The following is a 24,442-nucleotide window of genomic DNA, read 5'->3' on the forward strand; positions in this document are numbered from 1 at the left end:
GAAGGAGAGAGACATGACTTATACAAACTTCACGGTCGACACGGACGCAGACGGCATCGCGATGGTCACCTGGAACATGCCGGACCGCTCGATGAACGTCTTCACCGAAGAGGTGATGAACGAGTTCGACAAGATCATCGACCAGGTGGTGGCCGACGCCGCCATCAAGGGCGCGGTGATCACCTCGGGAAAGGACAGCTTCTCCGGCGGCGCCGACCTGACCATGCTGCAGAAGATGCTGGCCGTATTTGCCAAGGAGAAGACCAAGGACCCGGAGAAGGCGGCACAGCTTTTGTTCGACAATGCCGGCCGCATGGGTGGCTTGTGGCGCAAGCTCGAAACGTCGGGCAAGCCTTGGGTCTCGGCGATCAACGGCACCTGCATGGGTGGCGCGTTCGAGCTGTCGCTGGCCTGTCATGGCCGCGTTGCCGCTGACTCCGAAAAGGTCAAGATGGCCTTGCCGGAAGTCAAGGTCGGCATCTTCCCCGGCGCCGGTGGCACCCAACGCGTGCCGCGCCTGACCGACCAGCAGCAGGCGTTGCAGATGCTGACCACCGGCCAGACGCTGTCGCCGCAGAAAGCCAAGGCGATGGGGCTGATCCACGAGATCGCCGAACCCGGCAAGCTGATCGAGACCGCCAAGGCGATGATCAGGAACGGCCTGAAAGCCGTCCAGCCCTGGGACGAGAAGGGCTTCAAGCTGCCTGGCGGCCAAATCTATACGCCGGCCGGCTTCAATCTGTGGCCGCCGGCCATCGCCATCCTGCGCCGCGAGACCTACGGCAATTATCCGGCCGCCGCGGCGATCCTGAAATGCGTCTATGAAGGCCTGCTGGTGCCGTTCGACACCGGTCTGCGGATCGAACAGCGCTATTTCACCGAAATCATGCAGTCGAAGGAAGCAGCAGCGATGATCCGCTCGCTGTTCGTCTCGCTGCAGGAGCTCAACAAGGGCGCCCGCCGCCCGGCCGGCGTGCCGGAGACCAAGTTCAAGAAGATCGGTATTCTCGGCGCCGGCTTCATGGGCGCCGGCATCGCCTTTGTCACCGCCAAGGCCGGCATCCCGGTCGTCCTGCTCGACCGCGACATGGCGTCGGCCGAAAAGGGCAAGACGCATTCCGACAGCCTGATCTCCGATCAGGTCAAGAAGGGCCGCGTCAAGCCCGAGGAGAAGGACAGACTTCTGTCGCTGATCACGCCGTCGGCCGACTATGCCGATCTCGCCGGCTGCGATCTGGTGGTCGAGGCGGTGTTCGAGGATTCGGCCGTCAAGAAGGCTGCCACCGAGCAGGCCGAAGCCGTGCTGAAATCGTCGGCGATCTTCGCCTCCAACACCTCGACCATCCCGATCACCGCACTGGCCAAGAATTCGGCGCGGCCGAAGAATTTCGTCGGCATCCACTTCTTCTCGCCGGTCGACAAGATGATGCTGGTCGAGATCATTTTGGGCAAGAAGACCGGCGACAAGGCGCTGGCCACCGCGATCGATTTCGTGCGCGCCATCAAGAAGACGCCGATCGTCGTCAACGACACGCGCGGCTTCTACGTCAACCGCTGCGTGCTGCGCTACATGTCGGAAGCCTACAAGATGCTGATCGAAGGCGTTCCGGCGCCGATGATCGAGAACGCCGCCAAGGCCGCCGGCATGCCGGTCGGCCCGCTGGCGCTGACCGACGAGACGGCGATCGACCTTGCCCAGAAGATCATGAAGCAGACCATCAGGGACCTCGGCGACAAGGCCGTCGACCCCAGGCAGATGGCGTTGATCAACACGCTGGTCGACACCCATGGCCGCTTCGGCCGCAAAAACGGCAAGGGTTTTTACGACTATCCCGCCAAGCCCGCCAGGAAGAAGCTGTGGCCGGGCCTGAAGGATCTCTATCCGCAGCTGGAGGCCGAGAAGGTCGATTATGAGGAACTGCAGCAGCGCCTGCTGGTCACCATTGCGCTGGAAGCGGCCCGGGTGATGGAGGAAGGCATCGTCACCGATCCGCGCGAGGCCGATCTCGGGTCGATCCTCGCCTTTGGTTTCGCGCCATTCACCGGCGGCGCGCTGTCCTATATCGACGGCATCGGCGTCGGGGAGTTCGTCAGAATAGCCAAGGGCCTGCAGAAGAAATACGGCGCCGAGTTCAAGGCGCCCAAGCTGCTACTCGACCTGGCGGAGAAGGGCGAGACCTTCTACCAGCGCTTCGATCCCTATGCGAAAGGCGAGGTGCAGAAGGCCGCTTGAGCTAGCGCCCCATGTACGTCTGAGGGCGCCTTGCGCGCATGATGGCCACGGCAAGGCGCGCCGTGACCCTTTACGCGGTCGGCAGCGAAAGTCGGCTGGCTTTTCGCTGCCTGCCGACATCGACTTCAACCTCCATCTCAACAACGCCCGCTACATGATGCTCGCCGACCTCGCGCATGACCCCGAAAATCGGAATCGATTTTCGGAAAGGATCATGCGCCAAATCAAATGCTACTGCGTCCTTGGCGCGTCCAATAGGACGCTTGACCGCTCCGTTCAACCGCGGCCGCCGACCGAGGCCGAGCGGGTTTGCATGACCTCCCACCAAGGATTGCGCAGCCTTGCCAAGGCAGTTTGAGGCATCCATGACGACTTCGCCGCACACAGCTTTTTAGGGGATCGGGCCGCGCGCCGGTGGACAATCGGATGACCACGCGTTAGAAGGAAAAGGTATTTTTTCCTGTTTTGAGGAGAGCGAATTGCTCTCGCATGACCGAGTTTGGGCAGCCATCGACGCTCTCGCCGAGCGCTATTCGTTGTCGGCCTCCGGCCTGGCCCGGCGAGCCGGTCTGGACTCCACCGCTTTCAACAAGTCGAAGCGGCTGTCCTCGGATGGGCGACCGCGCTGGCCCTCGACCGAATCGCTGGCCAAGATCATCGAGGCGACAGGCGCTTCGCTCGACGAATTCACCGGACTGGTCGAAGGCCGTGCCAAGACAGCTTCGGGCTCGTTAGCCCCGCAGCGTTCGGCGGTGCCGCTGCTCGGCTTCGCCCAGGCCGGCGCCGGCGGCTTCTTCGATGATGCCGGCTATCCCTCAGGCCAGGGCTGGGACCTTGTCGAGCTTCCGGCACGGGCGACCGAAACCTCCTATGCGTTGAAGGTGCAGGGCGATTCCATGCTGCCGCTCTACCGCAATGCCGATGTGCTGATCGTCGAGCCGGGCGCCGCTACCCGCAAGGGCGACCGCGTCGTCGTCAAGACCAATGCCGGCGAAGTCATGGCCAAGGTGCTCGACCGCCAGACGACGAAATCGATCGTGCTGATTTCGCTCAACCCCGACCATCCGGACCGCGACATCGCGATGCGCGATGTCGAATGGGTGGCGCGGATCGTCTGGGCAAGCCAGTAGGTCTCGCGGTGCGTCTGCTTCAAATCCTCATAGCCCTCCTGGCGATCCCGGTGATGGTCGCCATTGTCGTCGCCGGCGGTCGCGCGCTGCATCGCGACGGCCCCGCCATTACTGTCGACCAGATCGACCCGGACACCGAGGCCGTGCCCGAGGAGCCGGCGACGTCGGCGATCCCCGAGGTCCAGCCCGTCAAGCCTCCGATGCACTCGCCTCAGGTGCATTCGAGGGCGATCGATCCCGAGGCCATCGCTCCGCCGCCGCTGCTGGTAGAAGAACTTGAACGGGTTGAGCCACGCGCGCCGCTGAGCGACCTGGCGCTGGCCGGGCCGCCCAAGCCGCGTGGGCGCAGAGCGGTCGACGACTGGGGAGGAACAAAACTGTTCCAGCCGGTCGCGGCCGCCGCCGGCCTGATCGAAGCCAATGGTTATTCCGTGACGGTCTCCGGCATCGACATCGTCAGGCAAGACGAGACCTGCACCGAGGGCGGCAAGTCCTGGGCTTGCGGTATCAGGGCGCGTACCGCGTTCCGGTCTTTCCTGCGCGGCCGGGCCGTTGCCTGCAAGGTGCCGCCGGAGGCCGACCGTGCGCTGATCGCCGCCGAATGCCGCATCGGCAAGCTGGATGTCGGCCAGTGGCTGGTCGAAAACGGCTGGGCGCGCGCCACGGCAGGCGGCCCCTATGTCGAAGCGGGCGACAAGGCGCGCGCCGCCAAGAAGGGCGTCTTCGGCGCCGCGCCCGATCTTGGCGGCCTGCCACCGGCGCCAACGCCTGTTGCGGCACCGACGGCGTCGCAACCGATCCTCGATGCCCCGGCGATAGACACGCCGCCGGCCGGGACGGAAATTACGCCGCCAGCTGACCAGCCAGCGCCCGCTCAATGAGCGCGCGGGTTTCGGCGATGCCGTAGAGGGCTGCGAACGAACCGAAGCGCGGTCCGCGTTCCTGGCCGATCAGCACCTGGTAGATCATCTGGAAGAAAGCGCCCGAGACACCAGGGCCGCCGTCCGGGCTCTTCTTCGAATGGTCCTGATAGCGTTCGATCTTGCGCGCCACGTTGAGCGAAGCGTTCTGGATCGCTTCGCCGTCGGCGCCGGCCGGCAGGCCAGCAAGCGCGTTGCCAAGCGCTTCCAGCGCCACGCGTTCGACATCGTCGGCCGGCCGGAAGGTCTTCGTCGGCTTCACGAAATCGTCGAAGTAGCGGATGGCGAAACCGACCAGCTGGTCGAGTTCGGGATGCGTCGCCGGCGTCACGCCAGATGCATGGCGCGAGATGAAGCCCCACAGCACATCCTTGTTTTGCGCGTTGGAGGCGCTGACCAGGTTGAGCAGCAGCGAGAACGGCACCGGCATGTCGATGGAAGGCGGCTTGCCGTCATGCATGTGCCAGACCGGATTGCCCAGCCGCTCCTTCCAGTCCTGGCGCGGATAGGCGTTGAGGAAGGTGTAGTACTCGTCGACGGCGCGTGGGATGACGTCGAAATAGAGCTTTTTCGCCTGCCTTGGCCGCTGATACATATAGAGGCCGAGGCTTTCGGTCGGCGCGTAGCGCAGCCATTCGTCGATGGTCAGCCCGTTGCCCTTCGACTTCGAGATCTTCTGGCCGTTCTCGTCCAGGAACAGTTCGTAGACGAAATGCTCGGGCGCGCGCCCGCCGAGAATGTTGCAGATGCGGTCGTAGATCACCGCGTTCGTCTGGTGGTCCTTGCCGAACATTTCGAAATCGACGCCGAGCGCTGCCCAGCGCATGCCGAAATCCGGCTTCCACTGCAGCTTGACCTTCCCGCCGGTCACCGAAAGCGTGGTCTCGGTGCCCTCATCGTCGAAGGTGATGTTGCCGGCCTTGGCGTCGACATGCTTCATCGGCACGTAGAGCACGCGCCCGCTCTTCGGCGAGATCGGCAGGAACGGGCTGTAGGTTGCCTGCCGCTCCGGCCCCAGCGTCGGCAGCATCACCGCCATGATCTGCTCATAGCGCTCGGCGGCGCGCACCAGCATCGCATCGAAGCGGCCGGCCTTGTAGTACTGCGTGGCGCTGGCGAATTCGTAGTCGAAGCCGAACGTGTCGAGGAAGCGGCACAGCATCGCGTTGTTGTGGTCGCCAAAGCTCGGATAGTCGCCGCCGAACGGATTGGGCACCGCCGACAGCGGCATATGCAGATAGGGCTCGAGCGCTGCGCGATCCGGCACATTGTCGGGGATTTTGCGCATGCCGTCCATATCGTCGGAGAAGCAGAGCAGCTTGGTCTTGACCTTGTTCCCGGTCAGCACGTGAAAGGCATGGCGCACCATCGAGGTGCGCGCGACCTCGCCGAACGTGCCGATATGCGGCAGGCCCGACGGGCCGTAGCCGGTCTCGAACAGGACGATCTCCGGGAAGTCGCCGCCCTTGTAGCGCTCGATGATCTTTTTGGCTTCCTCGAACGGCCAGGCCTTGCTTTCGGCGGCTGCCGCAAGCATTTCGGGGTTGAGATCGGCGATGTTTGATCCCGTCATGTCAAAGTTCCAGTCATGGCCGGCTTTCGCGGCTGGTAAGATTTTTCAACCGGGTCTCTAGGCGCGACAGGGCGGAGCGTCAACGATATCAGGCGTTTTCGTTGCGACGGCGCCGTGGCGTCCCTACCTTCGACCCTCACTATCAAGGAGTTTTGAATGCCGTTGCCGTCCACCCATGAGCCCTGATCTACCTGATGGTCATCACCTCGGCTTCCGATCGCGACATGACCGATATCGAACTGGCGCGCATCGGCGACGTCGTCCGCAGCTGGCCGGTGTTCGAGGATTTCAAGCAGGACAGGCTGATCGCCATTGCGCAGGACTGCCAGAAGATGCTGCATGAAAAGGATGGGTTGGAAGGCGTGCTCGAGCGTGTCGCCGAGATTTTGCCCGAACGGCTGCACGACACCGCCTATGCCGCGGCCTTCGAGGTTGCCGCCGTCGATCTCGAAATGCGCATGGAGGAATTGCGGGTGCTGCAGTTGATCCGGCGTGAGCTCGATCTCGACACGCTGACCGCCGCAGCCATCGCGCGCGGGGCGAAGGCCCGCCTGCGCACGCTGACCTGATCCAGCCCGTAGAGGAAGCTGACCGGGGCCGGATCAGAAAAAGCTGGACCGAGAACCGGATCAGAAGAAACTGACCGGGAAATAGCGCAGGTAGAATTCGGCGAAGGTGCCTTTCACCGATATCTCCTGCAGCGCGTAGTCCATGGCTGCGGCCAGCGCTGGGTCGCTGGCCCGGGTGGCAATGGTCATGCCGGACCCCAGATATTCCGGCGCCAGGTAGGGTCCACCGGCGAAGCGGCAGCAACCGGCGGCGTCCGTGCCGCCCAGCCAGAAGGAAAAGCGCATGCCGTCGCCGAAGGCGGCATCGATCTTGGCGCTCTTCAAGTCGCTGTAGAGGTCTTCCGGCCGTTGAAAGCGGATGATCTGCACGGTGCCGAAATAATCGCGCAGCATCTTTTCATGCGCCGAGCCGGCCAGCACGCCGACCCGCTTCGAGCGCAATTTGTCGAGGATCGGCTCGGCGAAGGCCTTGGTCTTCGGCATGATGAAGCGCGCCGGAAACTGTAGATAGGAGCGCGAAAAGCTGTACTTCGCCCGCGTCTCCGGCGTTGCGGCGATGCCGGCGATGATCGCCTCGCCTTCGCCCTTCTGCAACGCGTCGTCGAGTTCGGCCCAGGGCAGCGCCTGGATCTGGCATTTGTCGGCGATGTCGAGTTCGGCGCAAATCGCCCGCGCCAGGTCGATGTGGAAGCCGGACAATCGGCCCGTGCCGTCGAGAAAATTGAAGGGCGGGAAATCGGTTGTGGTGAGGAACCTGAGCCTCGGCAGCGCCGAAAGGTCCGGTTTCGGCAGCCGCTCCTTGGCATCCCAAAGCACCGGTACCTGCGGTTCCGCTGCCCGCGCAGCGCCGGCAAACGGCTGCACTCCCATCAGCATCGACAGCAAGGCGATGGTTATCCAGCGTGATGTCACAAAAAACTCCGCCCGTCTTGGCCGTTGGCTTGTGATACGAAAACGGCGCAGGCACAATTGTTTTTGATTTCAACGGGCAAATTTCGGGTTATGCTTTGGCGAGGTTGCAAATAGCCGCACAGAGTCGGCCCGGGGTTGGCGGTCGCTGGCGTTAGAGAAGCTAAGGATGTGGCTTTGCAATCCGGGGTTGATGGCTAAGTGCGGGGCAGGCACGTAGCATCGGTCTCAAGAGCGGTAGGCAACATGGGGTAGATGTTGCGATGGGTTATTTTGACCGGACACTTGAATATATTGACCGGGTGCAGCGTGCCGACACGTCGGCTGCGGTGTGCGAGCAGCTACTTAGTGTCACCTCGAATTTCGGATTGACGGCCCTGATAGCCGCAACGGTGCCGCAGCCCGGTACACCAAGCAGCCAGACGAAGGACCATGTGCTGCTCTGCGATTGGCCTAGCGAATGGCTGGAGCGTTACTTATCGCGCAACTACGTCGACCACGATCCGGTCGTCAGCCATTTGAAGCAGTTTCGGGCGCCATTCCAATGGCGCGATGCCGTTCAAAGCATGCCCGCCGACAAGAGCAGCGCCGAGGTGATGCGCGACGCCCGCCAGTTCAAGCTGCGTGACGGCCTCGCCTTCCCGCTGATCACGCTCGAAGGCCAGATCGCGCTGGTCTCGCTGGGCGGTGAGGCGGTCGAACTGTCCGAAGCCGAATTCGCAATGGTCTCGCTGGCCTCCACCTATGCCATCGGCCGCGCCATGCAGCTTCAAACGACGGCCGGCAAATCTATCGATCACATTGAATTGACGCCGCGCGAGCGCGAATGCCTGCAATGGGCGGCGGTCGGAAAATCCGAGTGGGAGATTTCGCAGATCCTCGGCATCTCGGAGCATACCTCTGAGAAACACCTTCTCAACGCCAAGAGCAAACTAGGCGCCGCCAACCGTGTGCAGGCAGTCGCCGAAGCAGTCAGGCACGGCTATATCAGCTAGGCCGGTTCTGGCGGCCCGAAATTTATGGCCGCAGTGTTGGCGTCATATCTTCAGAAAAGACCGGCCCCTGTCGTCCTCTTGAGACGGCTAATGCTTTCTTAACGCCAAAAGCAGACTCGGCGTCGCCAACAGGGTGCACGCCATCGCGGAGGCGTTTAGACGCAGCTATATTAGCCATGTCGGCTGTGGCAGCCTGGAAATCCTTGCCAACACCTTCGCGCAATTTTTTCGGGAAAGCCCGGCCGTATCTTCCTCTTAAGCCCAGGAGACGGCTAATGCTATTTTCCCTTACCACTCAACAACTGATGGAACGTCCCGACCTATGGGAGGCCGTCCATCGCCTGCGTTACAAGGTCTTCGTCGATGAGATGCGGTGGACCGATCTCGATCGCCCGGACGGCCTCGAAATCGATCAATTCGACCATGATGAGGCCGAACACCACCTTGTCATACGCAATGGCGAGCTTGCAGGCTATCATCGGATGCTGCCGACCACACGGCCGCATCTCCTTAGCGATGTGATGCCGGAACTCTGCGAGGGAAAGCGCCCTTCGGGACCGAATGTCTGGGAGCTAACCCGTTACGCGGTGGCGCCAGGCTTTCGCGATGGCAAGCGCGGCGTGTCTACGGTCGGCACCGAACTGATCGCCGGCTTCGTCGAATGGGGCCTTGCTCGCAATGTCGATCAGGTCATTATCGAGGTCGAGCCGGTGTGGGTGCTGCGGACGCTGCAGTTGCACTTCCTGGCGACGCCGCTCGGTTACCAGCGCACCTATGGCAACCAGCAGGTCGTCGCCACACTGCTGACCTTCAACGAGCATACGCTGGATGTCGTGCGTTCGCGCCGCAACCATCACGCCCCGGTGTTGGCCAGGGGCACCCCCCACATGCTCGGCATGCGGCAGGCGTCGTGAGACTGTCTTCACCCGACGCGCTTTAATGCATGTCGCTCAAAGTGGCCCCGGTTTTGAGAGAACGACATGCATGAAACAAAGACCTAAAGCGCGTCGCGTGAATCCGTTCAAATGCGATGCGCTTTAGACAATGGCCACAGAGCCCACCTCCGTGTGGGGGTGGGCTCTGTAATTTCAGCCTCTGCCTATCGAGGCCAGTCTCTACTTCTCAAGAAACGACGGCCCTTCGCCGACGATCTTTTTGTCTTCCTTGCCGATGGCGTCGAGATCGCGCCCATCATAGGGCAGTGACAACAGGATGCGCCGCATGACGGCCAGCCGCGAGCGTCGCTTGTCATTGGCCCGCACGATGATCCAGGGCGCGAACTGTTTGTGCGTGCGCTCGACCATCTGGTCGCGCGCCTTGGTGTAGTCGTCCCATTTGGTGATGCCGGCAATATCGATCGGCGAGAACTTCCAGTTCTTCAGCGGCGACCAGCGGCGGTCGTGAAACCGTTCGAGCTGGGTCTCGCGGCCGATGTTGAGCCAGAATTTGAAGAAATAGATGCCCTCATTGGAGATCATCCGCTCGAAATGCGGCGTCTCGTCGAGGAATTTTGCATGCTGTTCCGGTGTGCAGAAGCCCATCACCGGCTCGACGCCGCCGCGGTTGTACCAGGAGCGATCGAAGGTGACGAATTCGCTTGATGTCGGGAAATGGGCGACGTAGCGCTGGTAGTACCACTGCCCGACCTCGGTCGGGGTCGGCTTGGTCAGCGCCACGTTGCGCGCGGTTCGAGGATTGAGATACTGGCGCAGCACCGAGATGGTGCCGCCCTTGCCGGCGGCATCGCGCCCCTCGAACAGCGACATCACTCTGCTGCCGGTCGCCTGCAGCCAGGCCTGCGCCTTGACCAGTTCGATCTGCAGCCGCTCCAGCGTCTCGTCATACTCCTCGCTCTTCATTTTCTTGTCGTAGGGGTAGTCGCCTGCGGTCAGTTTGTGGTCCTCGATCCAGCTGGGAAGTTCGGGGTTTTCGATGTCGAACTCCCGCTCCTTGCCGTCCACCTTGATCTTCAGCGGCCCCTTTGCCGGCTCTGCGGCGGGACTTTCCTTGGCTTTTTTCATCGAGACGAACCTTTCCAGCTTGCGGACTCATGCTATGGGGGGCCTCAAACCCGGTCCAGCGGAAGTTTCGGCGGGACCGGCGCAGAAGCACGGAAAGCACGAATGGCTGACACCGGGGCAGAGCGGACAACCAGGGGGCAGGCCGTCGCCGGCCGGCTGTGGAACAGCCGATGGCTGCTTGCCGCCGGTGCGATCGCTATCCTGGCCGTTTATGGTTTTGCCGGTATCTCCGCCTATGTCGTCCTGGCTGCGTTGACGGTGCTGCTGGCTGCCGCGCTTCTGCCAACCGGTGGCGCCAGCCGGTCTGCTGAGAAGACCATTGCCACGGTCGAGGCGAGCGGGCTGCAGCGGCTTTCCGGCGAATATCTTGCGGCTGCCGTTGCCGATCCGCTGATCATCTTCGACCGCACCGCCACCATCGTCCACGCCAATGCCGCCGCCTTTGCCGCCTTTGTCGGTATCGCGCCCGGCCTGTCGCTGTCGCTAAAATTCCGCGCGCCGGAAATGCAGGCCTTGCTCGACGGCGTGCTGTCGGGAGCCGTCGCCTCGGATGCCGTCGACTACACCGAGAAGCTGCCGGTGGAACGCGCCTACCGGGTCAGCGCATCCTCGGTCGGCCACGCCACAGATCTCTATGTGCTGGTGTTCAAGGACCAGAGCGAGACGCGCCGCATCGACCGCATGCGCGCTGACTTCATAGCCAATGCCAGCCACGAGTTGCGCACCCCGCTTGCTTCAATCTCGGGCTTCGTCGAGACGTTGCGCGGCCCGGCCCGCAACGATCCGGCGGCGCGCGAGCAGTTCCTGCAGATCATGCAGAACCAGACCGGCCGCATGGCGCGCCTCATCGACGATCTCCTGTCGCTGTCGAGGCTTGAAATGAAGCCTTACCTGAGGCCGGGAACCGAGGTCGATCTGCGCCAGACCATCGACAGCGTCATCGATTCACTAGGCCCGCTCGCCAGCGAGAACGGCGTCGTCATCGAACGCGACTACGCCGAGGGGCCGCTCGACGTGCCCGGAGACCGCGACGAGCTGTTCCAGGTGTTCGAGAATCTCTTGGAAAACGCCTGCAAATACGGCCAGCCTGGCGGACGCGTCACGGTGTCGATCGCGCGGGGCGAGGCCGGCCCGGAACCGGGCATCGATGTAACCATCAGGGACTACGGCCCGGGCATCCCGGAAGAGCACATACCGCGCATTACCGAGCGCTTCTATCGCGTCGACGTGGAGAGCAGCCGCACGCAGAAAGGCACCGGTCTTGGCCTGTCCATCGTCAAGCATATTCTGACGCGCCACAACGCCCGGCTTTCGATCAAGTCGGAGGTTGGCAAGGGCGCGGCGTTCACGGTCCATTTGCCGGCAGGCTGAGGCGGTACTATCTGCTAACTGCCTGTTTCTTCTTTCTGTCATCCGGCTAGCGTATCAGCACAGGGGTCGAGGAAACGACTCAAAAGGCCAAAGATTTAAGGAAGGCATTTCGCCCATGCAGTCCGTACACATTGTCAGCGCCTATGACGAAGAGCTGAAATACCTGGCGAAGCGCATCGCTGCGATGGGCGGCCATGCCGAGCGCATGGTCGAGCAGGCGATCCAGGCGCTGGTCAATGCCGATCCCGGCCTCGCCCAGAAGGTCATCCGCGACGACATCGTGCTTGACGAGGGCCAGCGCGAAATCGACGACAAAGCCATCGTCATCATCGCCAAGCGCCAGCCCATGGCGACCGATCTGCGCGAGATCGTCGGCGCCATCCGCATTTCGGCCGACCTCGAACGGGTCGGTGACCTCGCCAAGAACGTCGCCAAGCGTGTGGTCAGCGTCATTGATGGCCGCCAGCCGACCAGCCTGTTTCGCGGCCTCGAGGCGCTGGCCGAACTCGCTTTGACCCAGCTCAAGGAAGTGCTCGACGTCTATGCCTCGCGCTCGGTCGAGAAAATAGGCTTCGTTCGCGACCGCGACGACCAGATCGATGCCATGTACACCTCGCTGTTTCGCGAGCTTTTGACCTACATGATGGAAGATCCGCGCAACATCACGCCGTGCACGCATCTGCTGTTTTGCGCCAAGAACATCGAGCGCATCGGCGACCACGCCACCAACATTGCCGAGACGATCTACTACATCGTCACCGGCGAGCAGTTGCCGGCCGAGCGTCCAAAGGGCGACAAGACCGACAAGATTGCCCTTCCGGCGCTGCCGGTGAAGTGATCGCGCGCCCCTCGAACGCTTAATCATATTGCGCTAAACTACCCGGATGTTAGCGTCTCGGTTCCTGGCCAAGGCCAGGCGCTCAGGAGGCTGCGATGGAATATGTCCGAGAGTTCAAGCCGGCGCCGGCATCGTCCGGCATCATCGCGTCGAGCGTCTACACCGCCGGCAAGCGCATCGCCGACATTCCGATCGAGGAAGCCGGTGAATGGGCCAAGAAGTCGGGCCATGTCGTCTGGATCGGGCTGCTCGAACCCGACCGCGAGCTTCTGCTGCGCGTCAAGGCGCAATTCCATTTGCATGAGCTGGCGATTGAAGACGCCGAACATCCGCACCAGCGGCCGAAGATCGAGCAATATGGCGATGCGCTGTTCATCGTTGCCCGCACTGCACAGCTGATCGACGGACGCGTCACCTTCGGCGAGACGCATCTGTTCGTCGGCTCAGGCTATATCGTCAGCGTCAGGCATGGTCCCTCGACCTCATACGCCGCCGTGCGCCAGCACTGGGAAAGCTGTCCGCACTCACTGGCCAAGGGCGAGGATTTCGTCCTCTACGCCATTCTCGACTTCATCGTCGACAACTACATGCCGGTGCTCGAGCAGATCGAGGACGAGGTCGAGGCGATCGAGGACAGGGTGCTGCTGAAGCCGATGACCGGTCCCGACATCGAGCGGCTCTATATGCTGCGCCGCGATCTGTTGCGCCTGCGCAATGCGGCGCTGCCGCTGGTCGAGGTCTGCCGCCGGCTGACCAGCGCCGACCTGCCGCAGATCCATACCGCCATGCATCCGCTGTTTCGCGATGTCACCGATCATATCCGCACCGTGCAGGAAAAGATCGACAGCCTGCGCGAGGTTCTGGCCTTCGCTTTCGAAGCCAGCCTGCTGGTCGGCCAGAGCCAGGAAACCGCGAACACCAAGAAGCTGGCCTCATGGGCCGCGATCCTGGCGGTGCCGACGGCGCTCGCCGGCATTTACGGCATGAATTTCGACGACATGCCGGAGCTGAAGATGCAATACGGCTATCCCGTCGTATTGGTCTCGATCGCGCTGATCTGCTCGTTTTTGTATTGGCGATTTCGGAAGAGTGGGTGGCTGTGATGGTAGGCAGTAGGCAGTAGGCAGTAGGCAGTAGGCAGAATAAGGTAGCGCCTCACGAGCGCTACCCCATTCCCTACTGCCCAGTCCCCAATCCCTATTCCTAACTACCGGCTTCTGCGCCGCTCTGAAGCCGGCTGGAACGCCACCCTTGCGTGGTACTTGCAGTAAGGTCCGGTTTCGGCCGCCTCGTTGCCGCAGAAGTTGAAGTCTTCCGACAGCGGGTCGCCATTCGGCCATTTGCAGGTGCGCTCGGTGAGATCGGTGAGCTGCAGATGCCGCGAGATCGGCACGACGACGTTTTCGACCGGGCGGATGTAGTGGCGCGCCACTGGCTCGGCGTCGAACTGCGCCTGCAGCGCGTTCGCCCCGATCGACGTCGTGACATGGCGCTGCGTGGTTGCGGCGCGCGGCACCGATTTCTGGATCGAAGATCCCTGCGTTGTCTTCTTCTGACGCGCCGGCGTCGCGGTCGAGCGTCCGCGGCCCGACAGCTTCAGCCGGTGCACCTTGCCGATGACCGCGTTGCGGCTGACCCCGCCGAGTTGTGCGGCGATCTGGCTTGCGCTCAAGCCCTCCGACCACAGTTTCCTGAGAAGTTCGACCCGCTCGTCAGTCCAGTTCATGAGACCGCGCTCCTGCTAAGTGTGCGGCAGCCGGAATCCGTTCCCGACCCGGCAATCTTTGCCGGGGCAGACACCACATATATTAGGTGATTAGGTCCGCCGCACGAAATCTAGTTATTTCCCGACTACAATTACCTCATGTGTTGACTCGGTGACAAGAGTCCCAGGTGCAACACGAATCGGTTTTTTAGGTTTTCCCCAACTTGCCCGGTCGCTTATGAGCCGGCGTCTCGTCGGGAGCTGGCCACGCGCCTCTGCACGACGTTTTCGTTGACTTCATGGCCGAAAAACACGATAAGCCGCAAAGGCCGCCGCTTTGGCGGCTTTTTTGATTTTTCCGGTACCGGAGACGCATATAATGAGCGGTTCGGCGCTTTACGAGACCTTTGCCCGCGCCCCTTTGGCCTTCGATCATGGCGAAGGCACCTGGCTGGTTACCGACAAGGGCGAGCGATATCTCGATTTCGCTGGCGGCATCGCGGTCAATTCGTTGGGCCACAGCCATCCGCATCTGGTCTCGGCGCTGACCGAACAGGCGGCCAAGCTCTGGCACGTCTCCAATCTCTACGAGATCCCGGGGCAGACCCGGCTCGGCGAGCGGCTGGCTGACGCCACCTTCGCCGACAAGGTGTTCTTCACCAATTCCGGCGCCGAGGCGCTCGAATGCGCGATCAAGACGGCGCGGCGCTACCAGTTCGTCAAGGGCCATCCCGAGCGCTTCCGGGTCGTCACCTTCGAAGGCGCCTTCCACGGCCGCACGCTGGCGACCATCGCCGCCGGCGGCCAGTACAAATATCTCGAAGGTTTTGGGCCCAAGGTCGAAGGCTTCGACCAGGTCGGCTTCGACGACATCGACGCCGCCGAGAAGGCGATCACACCAGAGACCGCCGCGATCCTGATCGAACCGGTGCAAGGCGAGGGCGGCATCCGCCCGGTGCCGACGCAATCCTTGAAACGGCTGCGGCAGCTCTGCGACCAGCACGGCCTGCTGCTGATCTTCGATGAGGTCCAGTGCGGTATCGGTCGCACCGGAAAGCTGTTCGCGCATGAATGGACCGGCGTGACGCCCGACATCATGGCGATTGCCAAGGGCATTGGCGGCGGCTTCCCGATGGGCGCGTGCCTCGCCACCGACGACGCTGTCGTCGGCATGACGGCAGGCGTGCATGGCACCACTTTCGGCGGCAATCCGCTGGCCATGGCGGTCGGCAACGCTGTGCTCGACGTCGTGCTGGAAGACGGCTTCCTCGAAGACGTCCAGCGCAAGGCATTGCTGATGAAGCAGGGCCTGGCGGCGGTCGCCGACGAATTTCCCGATGTCATCGAAGGCATCAGGGGCAGCGGCCTGATGCTTGGCCTGAAATGCGCCATGCCAAACACCAAGGTCAACATGGCGCTGCGCGACCAGCATCTGCTGGCGGTGCCGGCCGGCGACAACGTCATTCGTCTGCTGCCGCCGCTGACCGTCACCGACGCCGAGATCGGCGAAGCGCTCGATCGCATCCGCGCCGCTGCCAAGGGCCTGACCGACGCCATCGCCGCGGCCGCCGCGAAGTAATCCCGAGAACCATTCCCGATGAGCCTTCGCCATTTCACCGATCTTTCCGCCGTTTCCGAAGGCGATCTGCGCCTGATGCTGGACGATGCGGTGGTGCGCAAGGCGCGCCTCAAGGCCGGCGAACGGACCAAACCGCTCGAAGGCAAGGTGCTGGCCATGATCTTCGACAAGCCGTCGACGCGCACGCGCGTGTCCTTCGACGTCGGCATGCGACAGCTCGGCGGCGAGACCATCATGCTGACCGGCACCGAAATGCAGCTCGGCCGCTCCGAGACCATTGCCGACACCGCCAAGGTGCTGTCGCGCTATGTGGACGCCATCATGATCCGCACCACGTCGCATGAGCGGCTGCTCGAGCTGACCGAGAATGCCACGATTCCGGTCATCAACGGGCTGACCGACGACACCCATCCCTGTCAGCTGATGGCCGACATCATGACCTTCGAGGAGCATCGCGGTCCGGTTGCCGGCAAGACCATCGCCTGGACCGGCGACGGCAACAACGTGCTGCATTCGCTGCTCGAAGCTTCGGCGCGGTTCCGCTTCAACCTGAACGTCGCAGTGCCGGAAGGCAGCGAGCCGGCGCAAAAGCACATCGACTGGTCGAAGTCCAATGGCGGCAAGCTGCACTTCACCCGCTCGCCCGAAGAGGCCGTCGACCAGGCCGACTGCATCGTCACCGACTGCTGGGTGTCGATGGGCCAGGAACACCGCGCCCGCGGCCACAATGTCTTCTCGCCCTATCAGGTCAATGCGGCGCTGATGGCCAGGGCCAAGCCCGACGCCCTGTTCATGCACTGCCTGCCGGCGCATCGTGGCGAGGAAGTGACCGACGAGGTCATCGACGGTCCGCATTCGGTGGTCTTCGACGAAGCCGAGAACCGGCTCCACGCCCAGAAGGCGGTTTTGGCCTGGTGTCTGGGCGCTTGATCTCCAGGCGCTTGATCTCCAAGCGCTTGATCCGGGGCGGCGCGATGCCTATTTGCGCCCCATCACGCAAATCAAGCGCGTTTGGACGCATGCACCCCTCCGGGCCGCATGGCCGCGCCCTGGAGCTTTGTCATGTTGGAAACGCATCAAGTGACTGAACATCACCCCAAACTCGGCGAGTTCGGCTATGCCGGCGACGATCATGTCGTGCCCTTCGAGGTAGGCCCGCTCGACGTGCGCGGCCGCACCGTGCAGCTCGGGCCGATGCTCGACGCCATCCTCAACCGTCATGACTATCCCGAGCCGGTCGCCCGCCTGCTGGCGGAAGCCTGTGTGCTGACGGTGCTGCTCGGCACTTCGCTCAAATTTGAAGGCAAGTTCATCCTGCAGACCCGCACCGACGGGCCTGTCGACATGCTGGTCGCGGATTTCTCCACGCCCTCGGCATTGCGCGCCTATGCGCGCTTCGATGCCGACCGGCTGGAGGCCCTGGTGGCCGCAGGCCAGACCTCGCAGCAGACGCTGCTGGGCAGCGGCGTTTTGGCGCTGACCATCGACCAAGGCGCGCACACGCAGCGCTATCAGGGCATCGTCCAGCTCGACGGCGAGACGCTGGAAGACGCCGCGCGCACCTATTTCCGCCAGTCGGAGCAGATCCCGACCGACCTCCGGCTGTCGGTGGCCAAGCTGCTGACGCCCGGCCCCGGCGGTGCGCGCGAGCAGTGGCGCGCCGGCGGTATCCTGGCGCAGTTCCTGCCGCAGTCACCCGAGCGCATGCGCGTGCCGGACATTTCGGGCGGCGACGGCGATCCGCGTGACGTGACGCAGGAGCCGGCCGACAATTCGTGGCGCGAGCTGGTGGCGCTGCTCGGCACCATCGAGCCGACCGAGCTGATCGACCCGACCATCGGCGCCGAGCGGCTGCTCTACAGGCTGTTCCACGAACATGGCGTGCGCGTCTTCGGCGGCGTGCCGGTCGCCGACCAATGTTCCTGCTCAAGGGACAAGATACGCGGCATCCTCGAGGGGTTTTCCGCGCAGGAGATCAAGGACAGCACCGAAGATGGCGGCATCCACGTCGCCTGCGAGTTCTGCTCCAAGCAGTACGACTTCGACCCGGCGGAGTTTGCAGCTCAGTAGCATCTCTTCCTTCTCCCCGTTCACGGGGAGAAGGTGCCCGAAGGGCGGATGAGGGGCAGCGCGAACTTTGGTGAATGGCCGCGCATAGCCTACGTCATGTGCGTGGAAGATAACCTCATGAGTCCGGCGGCGCCCCTCATTGCACTGCCGGGCATTTCTCCCCGTATAGAGATGGGGAGAAAACCCCTAATTCACCGTCCGCCGCGTCCCCGGCAGATCCAGCGAAAACGCGGGAATAGCGACGTCGAACGTCTCGCCCTTTTTGTTGCGCATGGTGTAGTGGCCGACCATGAAGCCGGAGGGCGTCGAGAGCGGGCAGCCTGACGTGTATTGATAGCTGTCGCCGGGATTGAGCTCAGGCTGGTCGCCGACCACGCCGGCGCCGCGCACTTCCTCGATCCGGCCGCTGCCGTCGGTGATGTGCCAGTAACGCGACATAAGCTGCACGAAATCGTCGGACTGGTTGTCGATCGTCACCTGGTAGCCCCAGACATAACGGTTCTCCGCCGGGTCCGAGCGGTCCTCCAGGTAGAACGGTCTGACCTGCACTTTGATGTTGCGCGTGACGGCGCGATACATGGGCTGCTCCGGTTGCGCGGCAAGGAACATTTGTCGCGCTATGCGGTTTGATACGCGCACAACGGCATGTCCTGCCAGCCTCAAAGCGGAGGTGCCGACAAACAATGTCATTTAAGTGACACATGACAGTGTTGGTGTGCGCAAACCTTGCCGGCGCCTCAAGGCCCATCTGTCGACTGACAAAGCAGCCGCGAGCGGCCTTTCCGGAGTGACCAGATCTCATGGAACTAGCTCTCACAGCCGCCTTCGCTTCCTCCGCTTTGCTTCTTTCCAATCTCGCCAGCATCCTGCTTGCTTCGTCGAAACTGCAAGCGCGTCGCCTTATCCCTCCGCCATCCGACGAGCAGCCACCGGTCTCGATCGTCGTGCCGTCGCGCGGCGTGGAGCCGTTCACACAAGAGACGCTGCAGCGAGCCTTCTCGCTCGACTGGCCGCGCTACGAACTGATCTTCTGCGTCGCTCACGCCGACGATCCCGTCGTCAAACTGATAAACAGGGCGATCGTCCTGTTTCCCAACGTGCCGGCCCGGCTGCTGATCGGCGACGACCGCGTCAGCAGCAACCCGAAGCTCAACAACTGCGTCAAGGGCTGGGAAGCGGCGCGCAATCATTGGGTTATTCTGGCGGATTCCAACGTGCTGATGCCTAGGGATTACGTCCAGCACCTGATGGCGGCCTGGCGGACCAATACCGGGCTTATCTGCTCGACGCCGATCGGCTCGCGGCCGGAAGGCTTCTGGGCCGAGGTCGAATGCGCGTTCCTCAACACGCTGCAGGCGCGCTGGCAATATGCCGGCGAGGCGCTCGGTCTCGGCTTTGCCCAAGGCAAGAGCATGCTGTGGAACAAGCCGATGCTCGATACCAGTGGCGGTATCCGCGCGCTGGCCGCCGAGATCGCCGAGGATGCTGCTGCAACCAAGCTGGTCAACGGACTGGGCCTGCACGTCAATCTCGTTGCCTCGCCTTTCGAGCAACCACTGGGGCAGCGCCGACTTGCCGACATCTGGTCGCGCCAGGCGCGCTGGGCGCGGTTGCGCCGCGTCACTTTCCCGCTGTTTTTCGCACCCGAGATCCTGACCGGCGTCGCCGTGCCGTTGGCGTTGGCGCTGGTGGCGGCCGCAAGTGCCGGCATCAGCCTGCCGGCCACGGTGTTGGCCGTGCTGACGGCGGCCTACATTCCCGAATGCGCGCTGGCCGCGGCCAAGGGCTGGCACCTGTCGCTGCGCATGGTCCCGGCGATGATGGTGCGCGACATGATGCTTCCCGCCATCTGGGCGCGCGGCTGGCTGAGCGGCGCCGTCGACTGGCGCGGCAACATCATGACCATCGGCACCAAGACGGCCGAACTGGAAGAGGTTTCGTCGGGAGCGTGACGCCTCGCGGCCTATCCGGCGGCCTTCAGCGCCTGCGCAACGTCCTCCAGCAGATCGTCCGTATCCTCAAGACCGACCGACAGCCTGAGCGTTCCCGGCCCGATGCCAAGCTCGGCGCGAGCTTCGTCGCTGAGGTTCTTGTGCGTGGTGGTCGCCGGATGGGTGATCAGGCTCTTGGCGTCGCCGAGATTGTTGGAGATCAGCACGATGTCGAGCGCGTTCTGCAAGGCGAAGGCCGCCTGCTTGCCGCCCTTGACGTCGAGGCAGATCAGCGTCGATCCGCCCGTCATCTGCTTCTTGACGATGTCGGCCTGCGGGTGGTCGGCGCGGCCGGGATAGATGACGCGGGCGATTTCCGGCCGTCCTGCCAGGAAATCCGCGATCTTGGCCGCGCTTTCCGTCTGCTGGCGCACCCGAACCGGCAGCGTCTCCAGGCCCTTGAGCAGCGTCCAGGCGTTGAACGGCGACAGGCTCGGGCCGGTGTGGCGGAAATAGTCGTGCAAATTCTCGTCGATCCATTTCTTGTCCGACAGGATGATGCCGCCGAGACAGCGTCCCTGGCCGTCAATGTGCTTGGTCGCGGAGTAGACGACGATATGGGCGCCGAGCTGCAAGGGCTTCTGCTGCAAGGGCGTGGCAAAGACATTGTCGACGATCAGCCTGGCGCCGATCGAGGTGGCGAGCGCCGCCACCGCTGCGATGTCGACCACTTCCAGCGTCGGATTGGTCGGGCTTTCCAGGAAGAACAGTTTCGTGTTCGGCCGCACCGCCTTTTCCCAGTTGGCGATGTCGGTGCCGTCGACCAGCGTTGCCTCGATGCCGTATTTCGGCGCCAGCGTCTCCACCACCCAGCGGCAGGAGCCGAACAGCGCGCGCGCCGCAACGATATGGTCGCCGGCCTTGGCGCTGCACAGGAGCGCTGCCGTCACCGCCGCCATGCCGGACGCCGTGGCGCGCGCATCTTCGGCACCCTCCAGCGCGCACATGCGCTTTTCGAACATGTCGACGGTAGGGTTGGCATAGCGCGAATAGATGAAGCCCGGCTCCTCGCCCTTGAAACGGGCCTCGGCAGCCTGCGCCGTCTCGTAGACATAGCCTTGGGTGAGGTACATCGCTTCGGACGTCTCGCCGAACTGGGAACGCAGCGTTCCCCCGTGCACGAGTGCGGTCTGAGGTTTCCAGTTACGCTTCTTGGTGCTCATCGCTTTTGTTCCAGACACAAAAAAACCGGCCGCGAAAGTCGCAACCGGTCCATATGGCCTTGCGGCCCGACGGTCCTTTAGCGACTTGTTTAACGTGGCTGCAAGCCGACCGGCCAAATCACCACGGGATAACGACCCTTTAGACCTCACCTGCGCTTGCGTCAATTGCCGGCTTCATTAAGAGGTTTGTACCAGGCAGGTTCCGCAATAATATCCAGCGGTTTTGCGGCAAGAACCTGCCACAAAGAGACCGACCTTGGAGCGGAGCCAGCCTTTTGCGGCAGACAGGCATTCTTCCCGATCAGGACATTTCCGCGCTGTTTCAGTCCGGCGCGCTGAAGTCGCCGCGCGCGCTCGATGTCGACCAGGTGCAGCCGGCGAGCCTCGATCTCAGGCTCGGCGACAAGGCTTTTCGCGTGCGCGCCTCCTTCCTGCCGGGTCCCGATCATCTGGTGGCCGACAAGCTTCACCGGCTGAAATTGCATGAGTTCAGTCTCGCCGAGGGCGCGGTGCTGGAAACCGGCTGCGTCTACATCGTGCCGCTGCTCGAAAGCCTGGCGCTGCCCGCAAACGTGTCGGCCTCGGCCAACCCGAAGAGCTCGACCGGCCGGCTCGACATCTTCACCCGGGTGATGACCGATCGCGGCCATGAGTTCGACAAGATCGCCCCCGGCTATCACGGGCCGCTTTATCTCGAAGTCAGTCCGCGCACCTTCCCGATCGTCGTACGCGCCGGATCGAGGCTGTCGCAGATCCGCTTTCGCACCGGCAACGCGCTGTTGTCGGAGGCAGAACTGAACGAATTGCACCGCGCCGAGATGCTGGTGGCGACCGAGCCGCCCAACATTTCCGGCGGCGGCATTGCGCTGTCGATCGATCTTGACGGCGACCAGAACGGCCTGGTCGGCTATCGCGGCAAGCATCACACCGGCTTGGTCGATGTCGACAAGCGCGCCGTCCAGGATGCCGTCGATTTCTGGGAGCCGCTCTATAAGAGCGGCGCCGGCGAACTGGTGCTCGACCCGGACGAGTTCTACATCCTGGTCAGCCGCGAAGCCGTGCACGTGCCGCCGCTCTACGCCGCCGAGATGACGCCCTTCGATCCGCTGGTTGGCGAATTCCGTGTTCACTATGCCGGCTTCTTCGATCCGGGCTTCGGCCATTCGGCCTCAGGCGGCACCGGCAGCCGGGCGGTGCTCGAAGTGCGCAGCCACGAAGTGCCGTTCATCCTCGACCACGGCCAGATCGTCGGCCGGCTGGTCTACGAACACATGCTGAAGCGGCCGCAGGCGCTTTACGGCACCGATCTCGGCTCGAATTACCAGGCGCAAGGCCTCAAGCTCTCCAAGCATTTCCGCCCCGCCGGCTGAACCTTCGATCACCGTCAGGCAAAATACTTGCCTGCGCTGCCTCACCATGCTTGGCTGCCTTTCGGTGGCCGGCAAGAGAACGGCGCGCAAGGGGAACCGAAATGCAGATTTCAAGATGGATCATATCGGCAGCGAGCGCTGCCATGCTGGTGATATCGGCCGGCTCGCTGGCTGAGGCGCAGGAGAAATTGAAGATCGGCACCGAGGGCGCCTATCCGCCCTTCAACACCATCACCGCGGACGGCAAGATCGAGGGCTTCGACATCGACATTGCCAATGCGCTGTGTGCGCAGATGAAGGTCGAGTGCGAGATCGTCACCCAGGACTGGGACGGCATCATCCCGGCGCTGCAGGCGAAAAAGTTCGACGCCATCATCGCCTCGATGAGCATCACCGAGGAGCGCAAGAAACAGGTCGCCTTCACCAACAAATACTACACGACGCCGCTGGCGCTGGTGGCGCCGAAGGACAGCGACCTCACTTCCACCGAACCGGCAGCCCTTGCCGGCAAGACGGTGGGCGCGCAGGCCTCGACCACTCAGGCCGACTATGCGCAGGACGCCTATGGCAAGGCCGGCGCCGAGGCGAAACTCTACCCCACCCAGGAAGAGGCGATCACCGACTTGCAGAACGGCCGTCTCGACGCCGTCATCTCCGACAAATTCGTGCTGATGGACTGGCTGAAGAAGGCGAGCGACGGCTGCTGCAAGCTTGTCGGTGACGTCAAGGGCACCGAGACGCAAGCCGGCATCGCTGTCCGCCTGGAGGACACGGCACTTCGAGACAAGCTCAACGCGGCGATAGACGCCATCGTCGCCGACGGCACCTACAAGAAGATCCAGGCCAAGTATTTCGACTTCGATATTTATTGACGGTGGGCGCTGCCAATCTCCCCCCTCAAGGAGGGAGATTACGCTCTCAAAGCGCCTTCACCGCCACCTTAACCGGCTGCTCAATCTCCAGCGGGTTGCGCAGCGGCAGGCCGAAATCCCCGGCCTCGATCTCGAACACGTCGCCAGCCTGAGTCTTGATGCCGTCGGCAAAGGACAGCGTCGCCGTGCCGAACATGTGCACATGCACGTCGCCCGGCTGGCGGAAGGCCGAATATTTGAAGTGATGATGTTCGAGATTGGCGATTGTGTGCGACATGTTCGCTTCGCCCGACAGGAACGGCTTTTCCCACAGCAAATTGCTGTCGCGATAGATTCGCGATGAGCCCCTGACGTCGGCCGGCAGGTCGCCGATCAGGATTTCCGGCCCGAACGAGGCGTTGCGCAGTTTGGAATGTGCCAGGAACAGATAGTTCACCCGCTCGGTAACATGATCGGAAAACTCGTTCGACAGCGTGAAGCCGACGCGGAACGGCGCGCCGTCGTCGCCGATGACATAGATGCCGGCGATTTCCGGCTCCTCGCCGGCGTCCTGCGCAAAGGCCGGCGACATCAGTGCGGCGCCCGGCGCCACCGCCATGGTGCCGTTGCCCTTGTAGAACCATTCCGGCTGCACGCCGGTCTGGCCCTTGGCCGGCTTGCCGCCTTCGAGCCCCATGCGGAACATCTTCATGGAATCGGTAAGCTGCTCCTCGCCGCCATCGCTGAGCTTCTTGTGCATGGAATCGCGCGTCGCCGCCGAGCCGAGATGGGTCAGGCCGGTGCCGGTCAGATGCAGATGCGCAGGATCGGGATGGTTGATCGGCGACACCAGCCGGCCCTTCTTGTAGACGGCGTCGAGGTCTATCGCTTCACCGAACCCCTTGCGCTCGATCAGCGCGGCGAGGCCCGTTCCGGTGCGCGCGGCTTCCATGGCCAGCGAATAGACGCTGCGGGCGCCGTTGATGATCCTGGTCTTGCCGCCGCCATTGCGGGCGACGACGCGGATGGTCTCGGCGTCGTCGAGGATCTGGGAGATTAGCATGATGAAATCCTCTCTCATGTGCCTTGGCCGGGTTGCCCCTTGGCAAACCTTGACCTGCGCGGCTCGGACCTCGCCGCGCCACGGGTTGAAC

Annotated in this window: 22 protein-coding genes, 1 pseudogene and 1 riboswitch; of the genes and pseudogenes, 16 read left to right on the forward strand and 7 right to left on the reverse strand. The window is 63.0% G+C overall.

The genetic code is table 11. From position 1 onward, the window contains the following. The first annotated feature begins 13 nt into the window (after positions 1-13). The 4 genes and pseudogenes from NLY37_RS27075 to NLY37_RS27090 all read left to right on the forward strand — a co-directional run bounded on the left by NLY37_RS27075 (position 14) and on the right by NLY37_RS27090 (position 4,244). Positions 14-2,233: a 3-hydroxyacyl-CoA dehydrogenase NAD-binding domain-containing protein gene (locus tag NLY37_RS27075; RefSeq protein ID WP_023740743.1), complete on the forward strand. Its 2,220-nt coding sequence runs from the start codon at positions 14-16 to the stop codon at positions 2,231-2,233. Positions 2,234-2,274: 41 nt separating this feature from the next. Then, positions 2,275-2,405 (forward strand): annotated as a pseudogene (locus NLY37_RS30955) (thioesterase family protein); the annotation flags it as partial. Positions 2,406-2,712: 307 nt separating this feature from the next. Further along, positions 2,713-3,363, forward strand: a complete 651-nt coding sequence (locus NLY37_RS27085; protein WP_023740741.1) for a S24 family peptidase — start codon at positions 2,713-2,715, stop codon at positions 3,361-3,363. A gap of 8 nt (positions 3,364-3,371) precedes the next feature. Further along, the gene (locus tag NLY37_RS27090; RefSeq protein WP_023711411.1) at positions 3,372-4,244 is read left to right on the forward strand and encodes a thermonuclease family protein; all 873 of its coding nucleotides are present in this window, start codon (positions 3,372-3,374) and stop codon (positions 4,242-4,244) included. Here the strand turns inward: NLY37_RS27090 and NLY37_RS27095 are convergent. Continuing rightward, positions 4,207-5,856 carry a lysine--tRNA ligase gene (locus tag NLY37_RS27095; RefSeq protein ID WP_023732412.1) on the reverse strand — a complete coding sequence of 550 codons (1,650 nt, stop codon included), beginning with the start codon at positions 5,854-5,856 and terminating at the stop codon, positions 4,207-4,209. The genes NLY37_RS27090 and NLY37_RS27095 overlap by 38 nt on opposite strands. A gap of 194 nt (positions 5,857-6,050) precedes the next feature. Between NLY37_RS27095 and NLY37_RS27100 the strand changes: the two genes are divergently transcribed. Continuing rightward, positions 6,051-6,425, forward strand: coding sequence for a tellurite resistance TerB family protein (locus tag NLY37_RS27100; RefSeq protein ID WP_023740739.1), 375 nt, complete (start codon positions 6,051-6,053; stop codon positions 6,423-6,425). Positions 6,426-6,485: 60 nt separating this feature from the next. On the opposite strand, the gene NLY37_RS27105 is transcribed toward NLY37_RS27100, so the two are convergent. Beyond that, a complete protein-coding gene (locus NLY37_RS27105; protein WP_050590359.1) occupies positions 6,486-7,301 on the reverse strand; it encodes an ABC transporter substrate-binding protein in 816 nt (271 codons plus the stop codon). A gap of 296 nt (positions 7,302-7,597) precedes the next feature. On the opposite strand from NLY37_RS27105, the gene NLY37_RS27110 reads away from it, so the two are divergent. Continuing rightward, the gene (locus NLY37_RS27110) at positions 7,598-8,329 is read left to right on the forward strand and encodes a helix-turn-helix transcriptional regulator (protein ID WP_023669621.1); all 732 of its coding nucleotides are present in this window, start codon (positions 7,598-7,600) and stop codon (positions 8,327-8,329) included. 275 nt (positions 8,330-8,604) lie between these two features. Then, positions 8,605-9,243 carry an acyl-homoserine-lactone synthase gene (locus NLY37_RS27115; protein WP_023681954.1) on the forward strand — a complete coding sequence of 213 codons (639 nt, stop codon included), beginning with the start codon at positions 8,605-8,607 and terminating at the stop codon, positions 9,241-9,243. 201 nt (positions 9,244-9,444) lie between these two features. On the opposite strand, the gene ppk2 is transcribed toward NLY37_RS27115, so the two are convergent. Beyond that, positions 9,445-10,350 (reverse strand): polyphosphate kinase 2, encoded by a 906-nt coding sequence (gene ppk2, locus NLY37_RS27120; RefSeq protein ID WP_023703442.1) that lies wholly within the window; start codon positions 10,348-10,350, stop codon positions 9,445-9,447. Positions 10,351-10,452: 102 nt separating this feature from the next. On the opposite strand from ppk2, the gene NLY37_RS27125 reads away from it, so the two are divergent. From NLY37_RS27125 to NLY37_RS27135, 3 genes are all read left to right on the forward strand, one after another. Beyond that, entirely contained in the window at positions 10,453-11,721 is a 1,269-nt protein-coding gene (locus tag NLY37_RS27125; protein ID WP_023740737.1) for an ATP-binding protein, read from the forward strand. 115 nt (positions 11,722-11,836) lie between these two features. Next, positions 11,837-12,559 (forward strand): phosphate signaling complex protein PhoU, encoded by a 723-nt coding sequence (gene phoU / locus NLY37_RS27130; protein WP_023669625.1) that lies wholly within the window; start codon positions 11,837-11,839, stop codon positions 12,557-12,559. A gap of 95 nt (positions 12,560-12,654) precedes the next feature. Then, positions 12,655-13,662 (forward strand): magnesium and cobalt transport protein CorA, encoded by a 1,008-nt coding sequence (locus tag NLY37_RS27135; RefSeq protein ID WP_023669626.1) that lies wholly within the window; start codon positions 12,655-12,657, stop codon positions 13,660-13,662. Between the two features lie 104 nt (positions 13,663-13,766). On the opposite strand, the gene NLY37_RS27140 is transcribed toward NLY37_RS27135, so the two are convergent. Further along, positions 13,767-14,285: a GcrA family cell cycle regulator gene (locus NLY37_RS27140; RefSeq protein ID WP_023669627.1), complete on the reverse strand. Its 519-nt coding sequence runs from the start codon at positions 14,283-14,285 to the stop codon at positions 13,767-13,769. Positions 14,286-14,643: 358 nt separating this feature from the next. On the opposite strand from NLY37_RS27140, the gene NLY37_RS27145 reads away from it, so the two are divergent. The 3 genes from NLY37_RS27145 to NLY37_RS27155 all read left to right on the forward strand — a co-directional run bounded on the left by NLY37_RS27145 (position 14,644) and on the right by NLY37_RS27155 (position 17,913). Continuing rightward, a complete protein-coding gene (locus tag NLY37_RS27145; RefSeq protein WP_023730971.1) occupies positions 14,644-15,843 on the forward strand; it encodes an aspartate aminotransferase family protein in 1,200 nt (399 codons plus the stop codon). An 18-nt stretch (positions 15,844-15,861) separates the two neighbouring features. After that, complete coding sequence (gene argF / locus NLY37_RS27150) at positions 15,862-16,773, forward strand: ornithine carbamoyltransferase (RefSeq protein ID WP_023669629.1); 912 nt, start codon at positions 15,862-15,864, stop codon at positions 16,771-16,773. A gap of 108 nt (positions 16,774-16,881) precedes the next feature. Further along, the gene (locus NLY37_RS27155; RefSeq protein WP_027049368.1) at positions 16,882-17,913 is read left to right on the forward strand and encodes an Hsp33 family molecular chaperone; all 1,032 of its coding nucleotides are present in this window, start codon (positions 16,882-16,884) and stop codon (positions 17,911-17,913) included. A 186-nt stretch (positions 17,914-18,099) separates the two neighbouring features. Here NLY37_RS27155 and apaG read toward each other — a convergent pair whose 3' ends face one another. Further along, the gene (gene apaG / locus NLY37_RS27160) at positions 18,100-18,492 is read right to left on the reverse strand and encodes a Co2+/Mg2+ efflux facilitator ApaG/CorD (protein WP_023740736.1); all 393 of its coding nucleotides are present in this window, start codon (positions 18,490-18,492) and stop codon (positions 18,100-18,102) included. Positions 18,493-18,713: 221 nt separating this feature from the next. Between apaG and NLY37_RS27165 the strand changes: the two genes are divergently transcribed. Further along, the gene (locus tag NLY37_RS27165) at positions 18,714-19,865 is read left to right on the forward strand and encodes a ceramide glucosyltransferase (RefSeq protein ID WP_023740735.1); all 1,152 of its coding nucleotides are present in this window, start codon (positions 18,714-18,716) and stop codon (positions 19,863-19,865) included. Positions 19,866-19,876: 11 nt separating this feature from the next. On the opposite strand, the gene NLY37_RS27170 is transcribed toward NLY37_RS27165, so the two are convergent. After that, positions 19,877-21,067 (reverse strand): O-succinylhomoserine sulfhydrylase, encoded by a 1,191-nt coding sequence (locus NLY37_RS27170; RefSeq protein WP_023669633.1) that lies wholly within the window; start codon positions 21,065-21,067, stop codon positions 19,877-19,879. Positions 21,068-21,124: 57 nt separating this feature from the next. Further along, positions 21,125-21,202: riboswitch (SAM riboswitch) on the reverse strand. A 140-nt stretch (positions 21,203-21,342) separates the two neighbouring features. Between NLY37_RS27170 and NLY37_RS27175 the strand changes: the two genes are divergently transcribed. Together NLY37_RS27175 and NLY37_RS27180 are read left to right on the forward strand one after the other, a co-directional pair. Further along, on the forward strand, positions 21,343-22,437 hold the full coding sequence (locus tag NLY37_RS27175) for a 2'-deoxycytidine 5'-triphosphate deaminase (protein WP_023740734.1): 1,095 nt from the start codon (positions 21,343-21,345) through the stop codon (positions 22,435-22,437). Between the two features lie 101 nt (positions 22,438-22,538). After that, complete coding sequence (locus NLY37_RS27180; RefSeq protein WP_023699518.1) at positions 22,539-23,309, forward strand: ABC transporter substrate-binding protein; 771 nt, start codon at positions 22,539-22,541, stop codon at positions 23,307-23,309. A gap of 46 nt (positions 23,310-23,355) precedes the next feature. On the opposite strand, the gene araD1 is transcribed toward NLY37_RS27180, so the two are convergent. After that, a complete protein-coding gene (gene araD1, locus NLY37_RS27185) occupies positions 23,356-24,351 on the reverse strand; it encodes an AraD1 family protein (protein ID WP_023669636.1) in 996 nt (331 codons plus the stop codon). Positions 24,352-24,442: the final 91 nt, after the last annotated feature.

Origin of the sequence: Mesorhizobium sp. C395A (assembly GCF_030323205.1) — a bacterium.
Classification (GTDB): domain Bacteria; phylum Pseudomonadota; class Alphaproteobacteria; order Rhizobiales; family Rhizobiaceae; genus Mesorhizobium.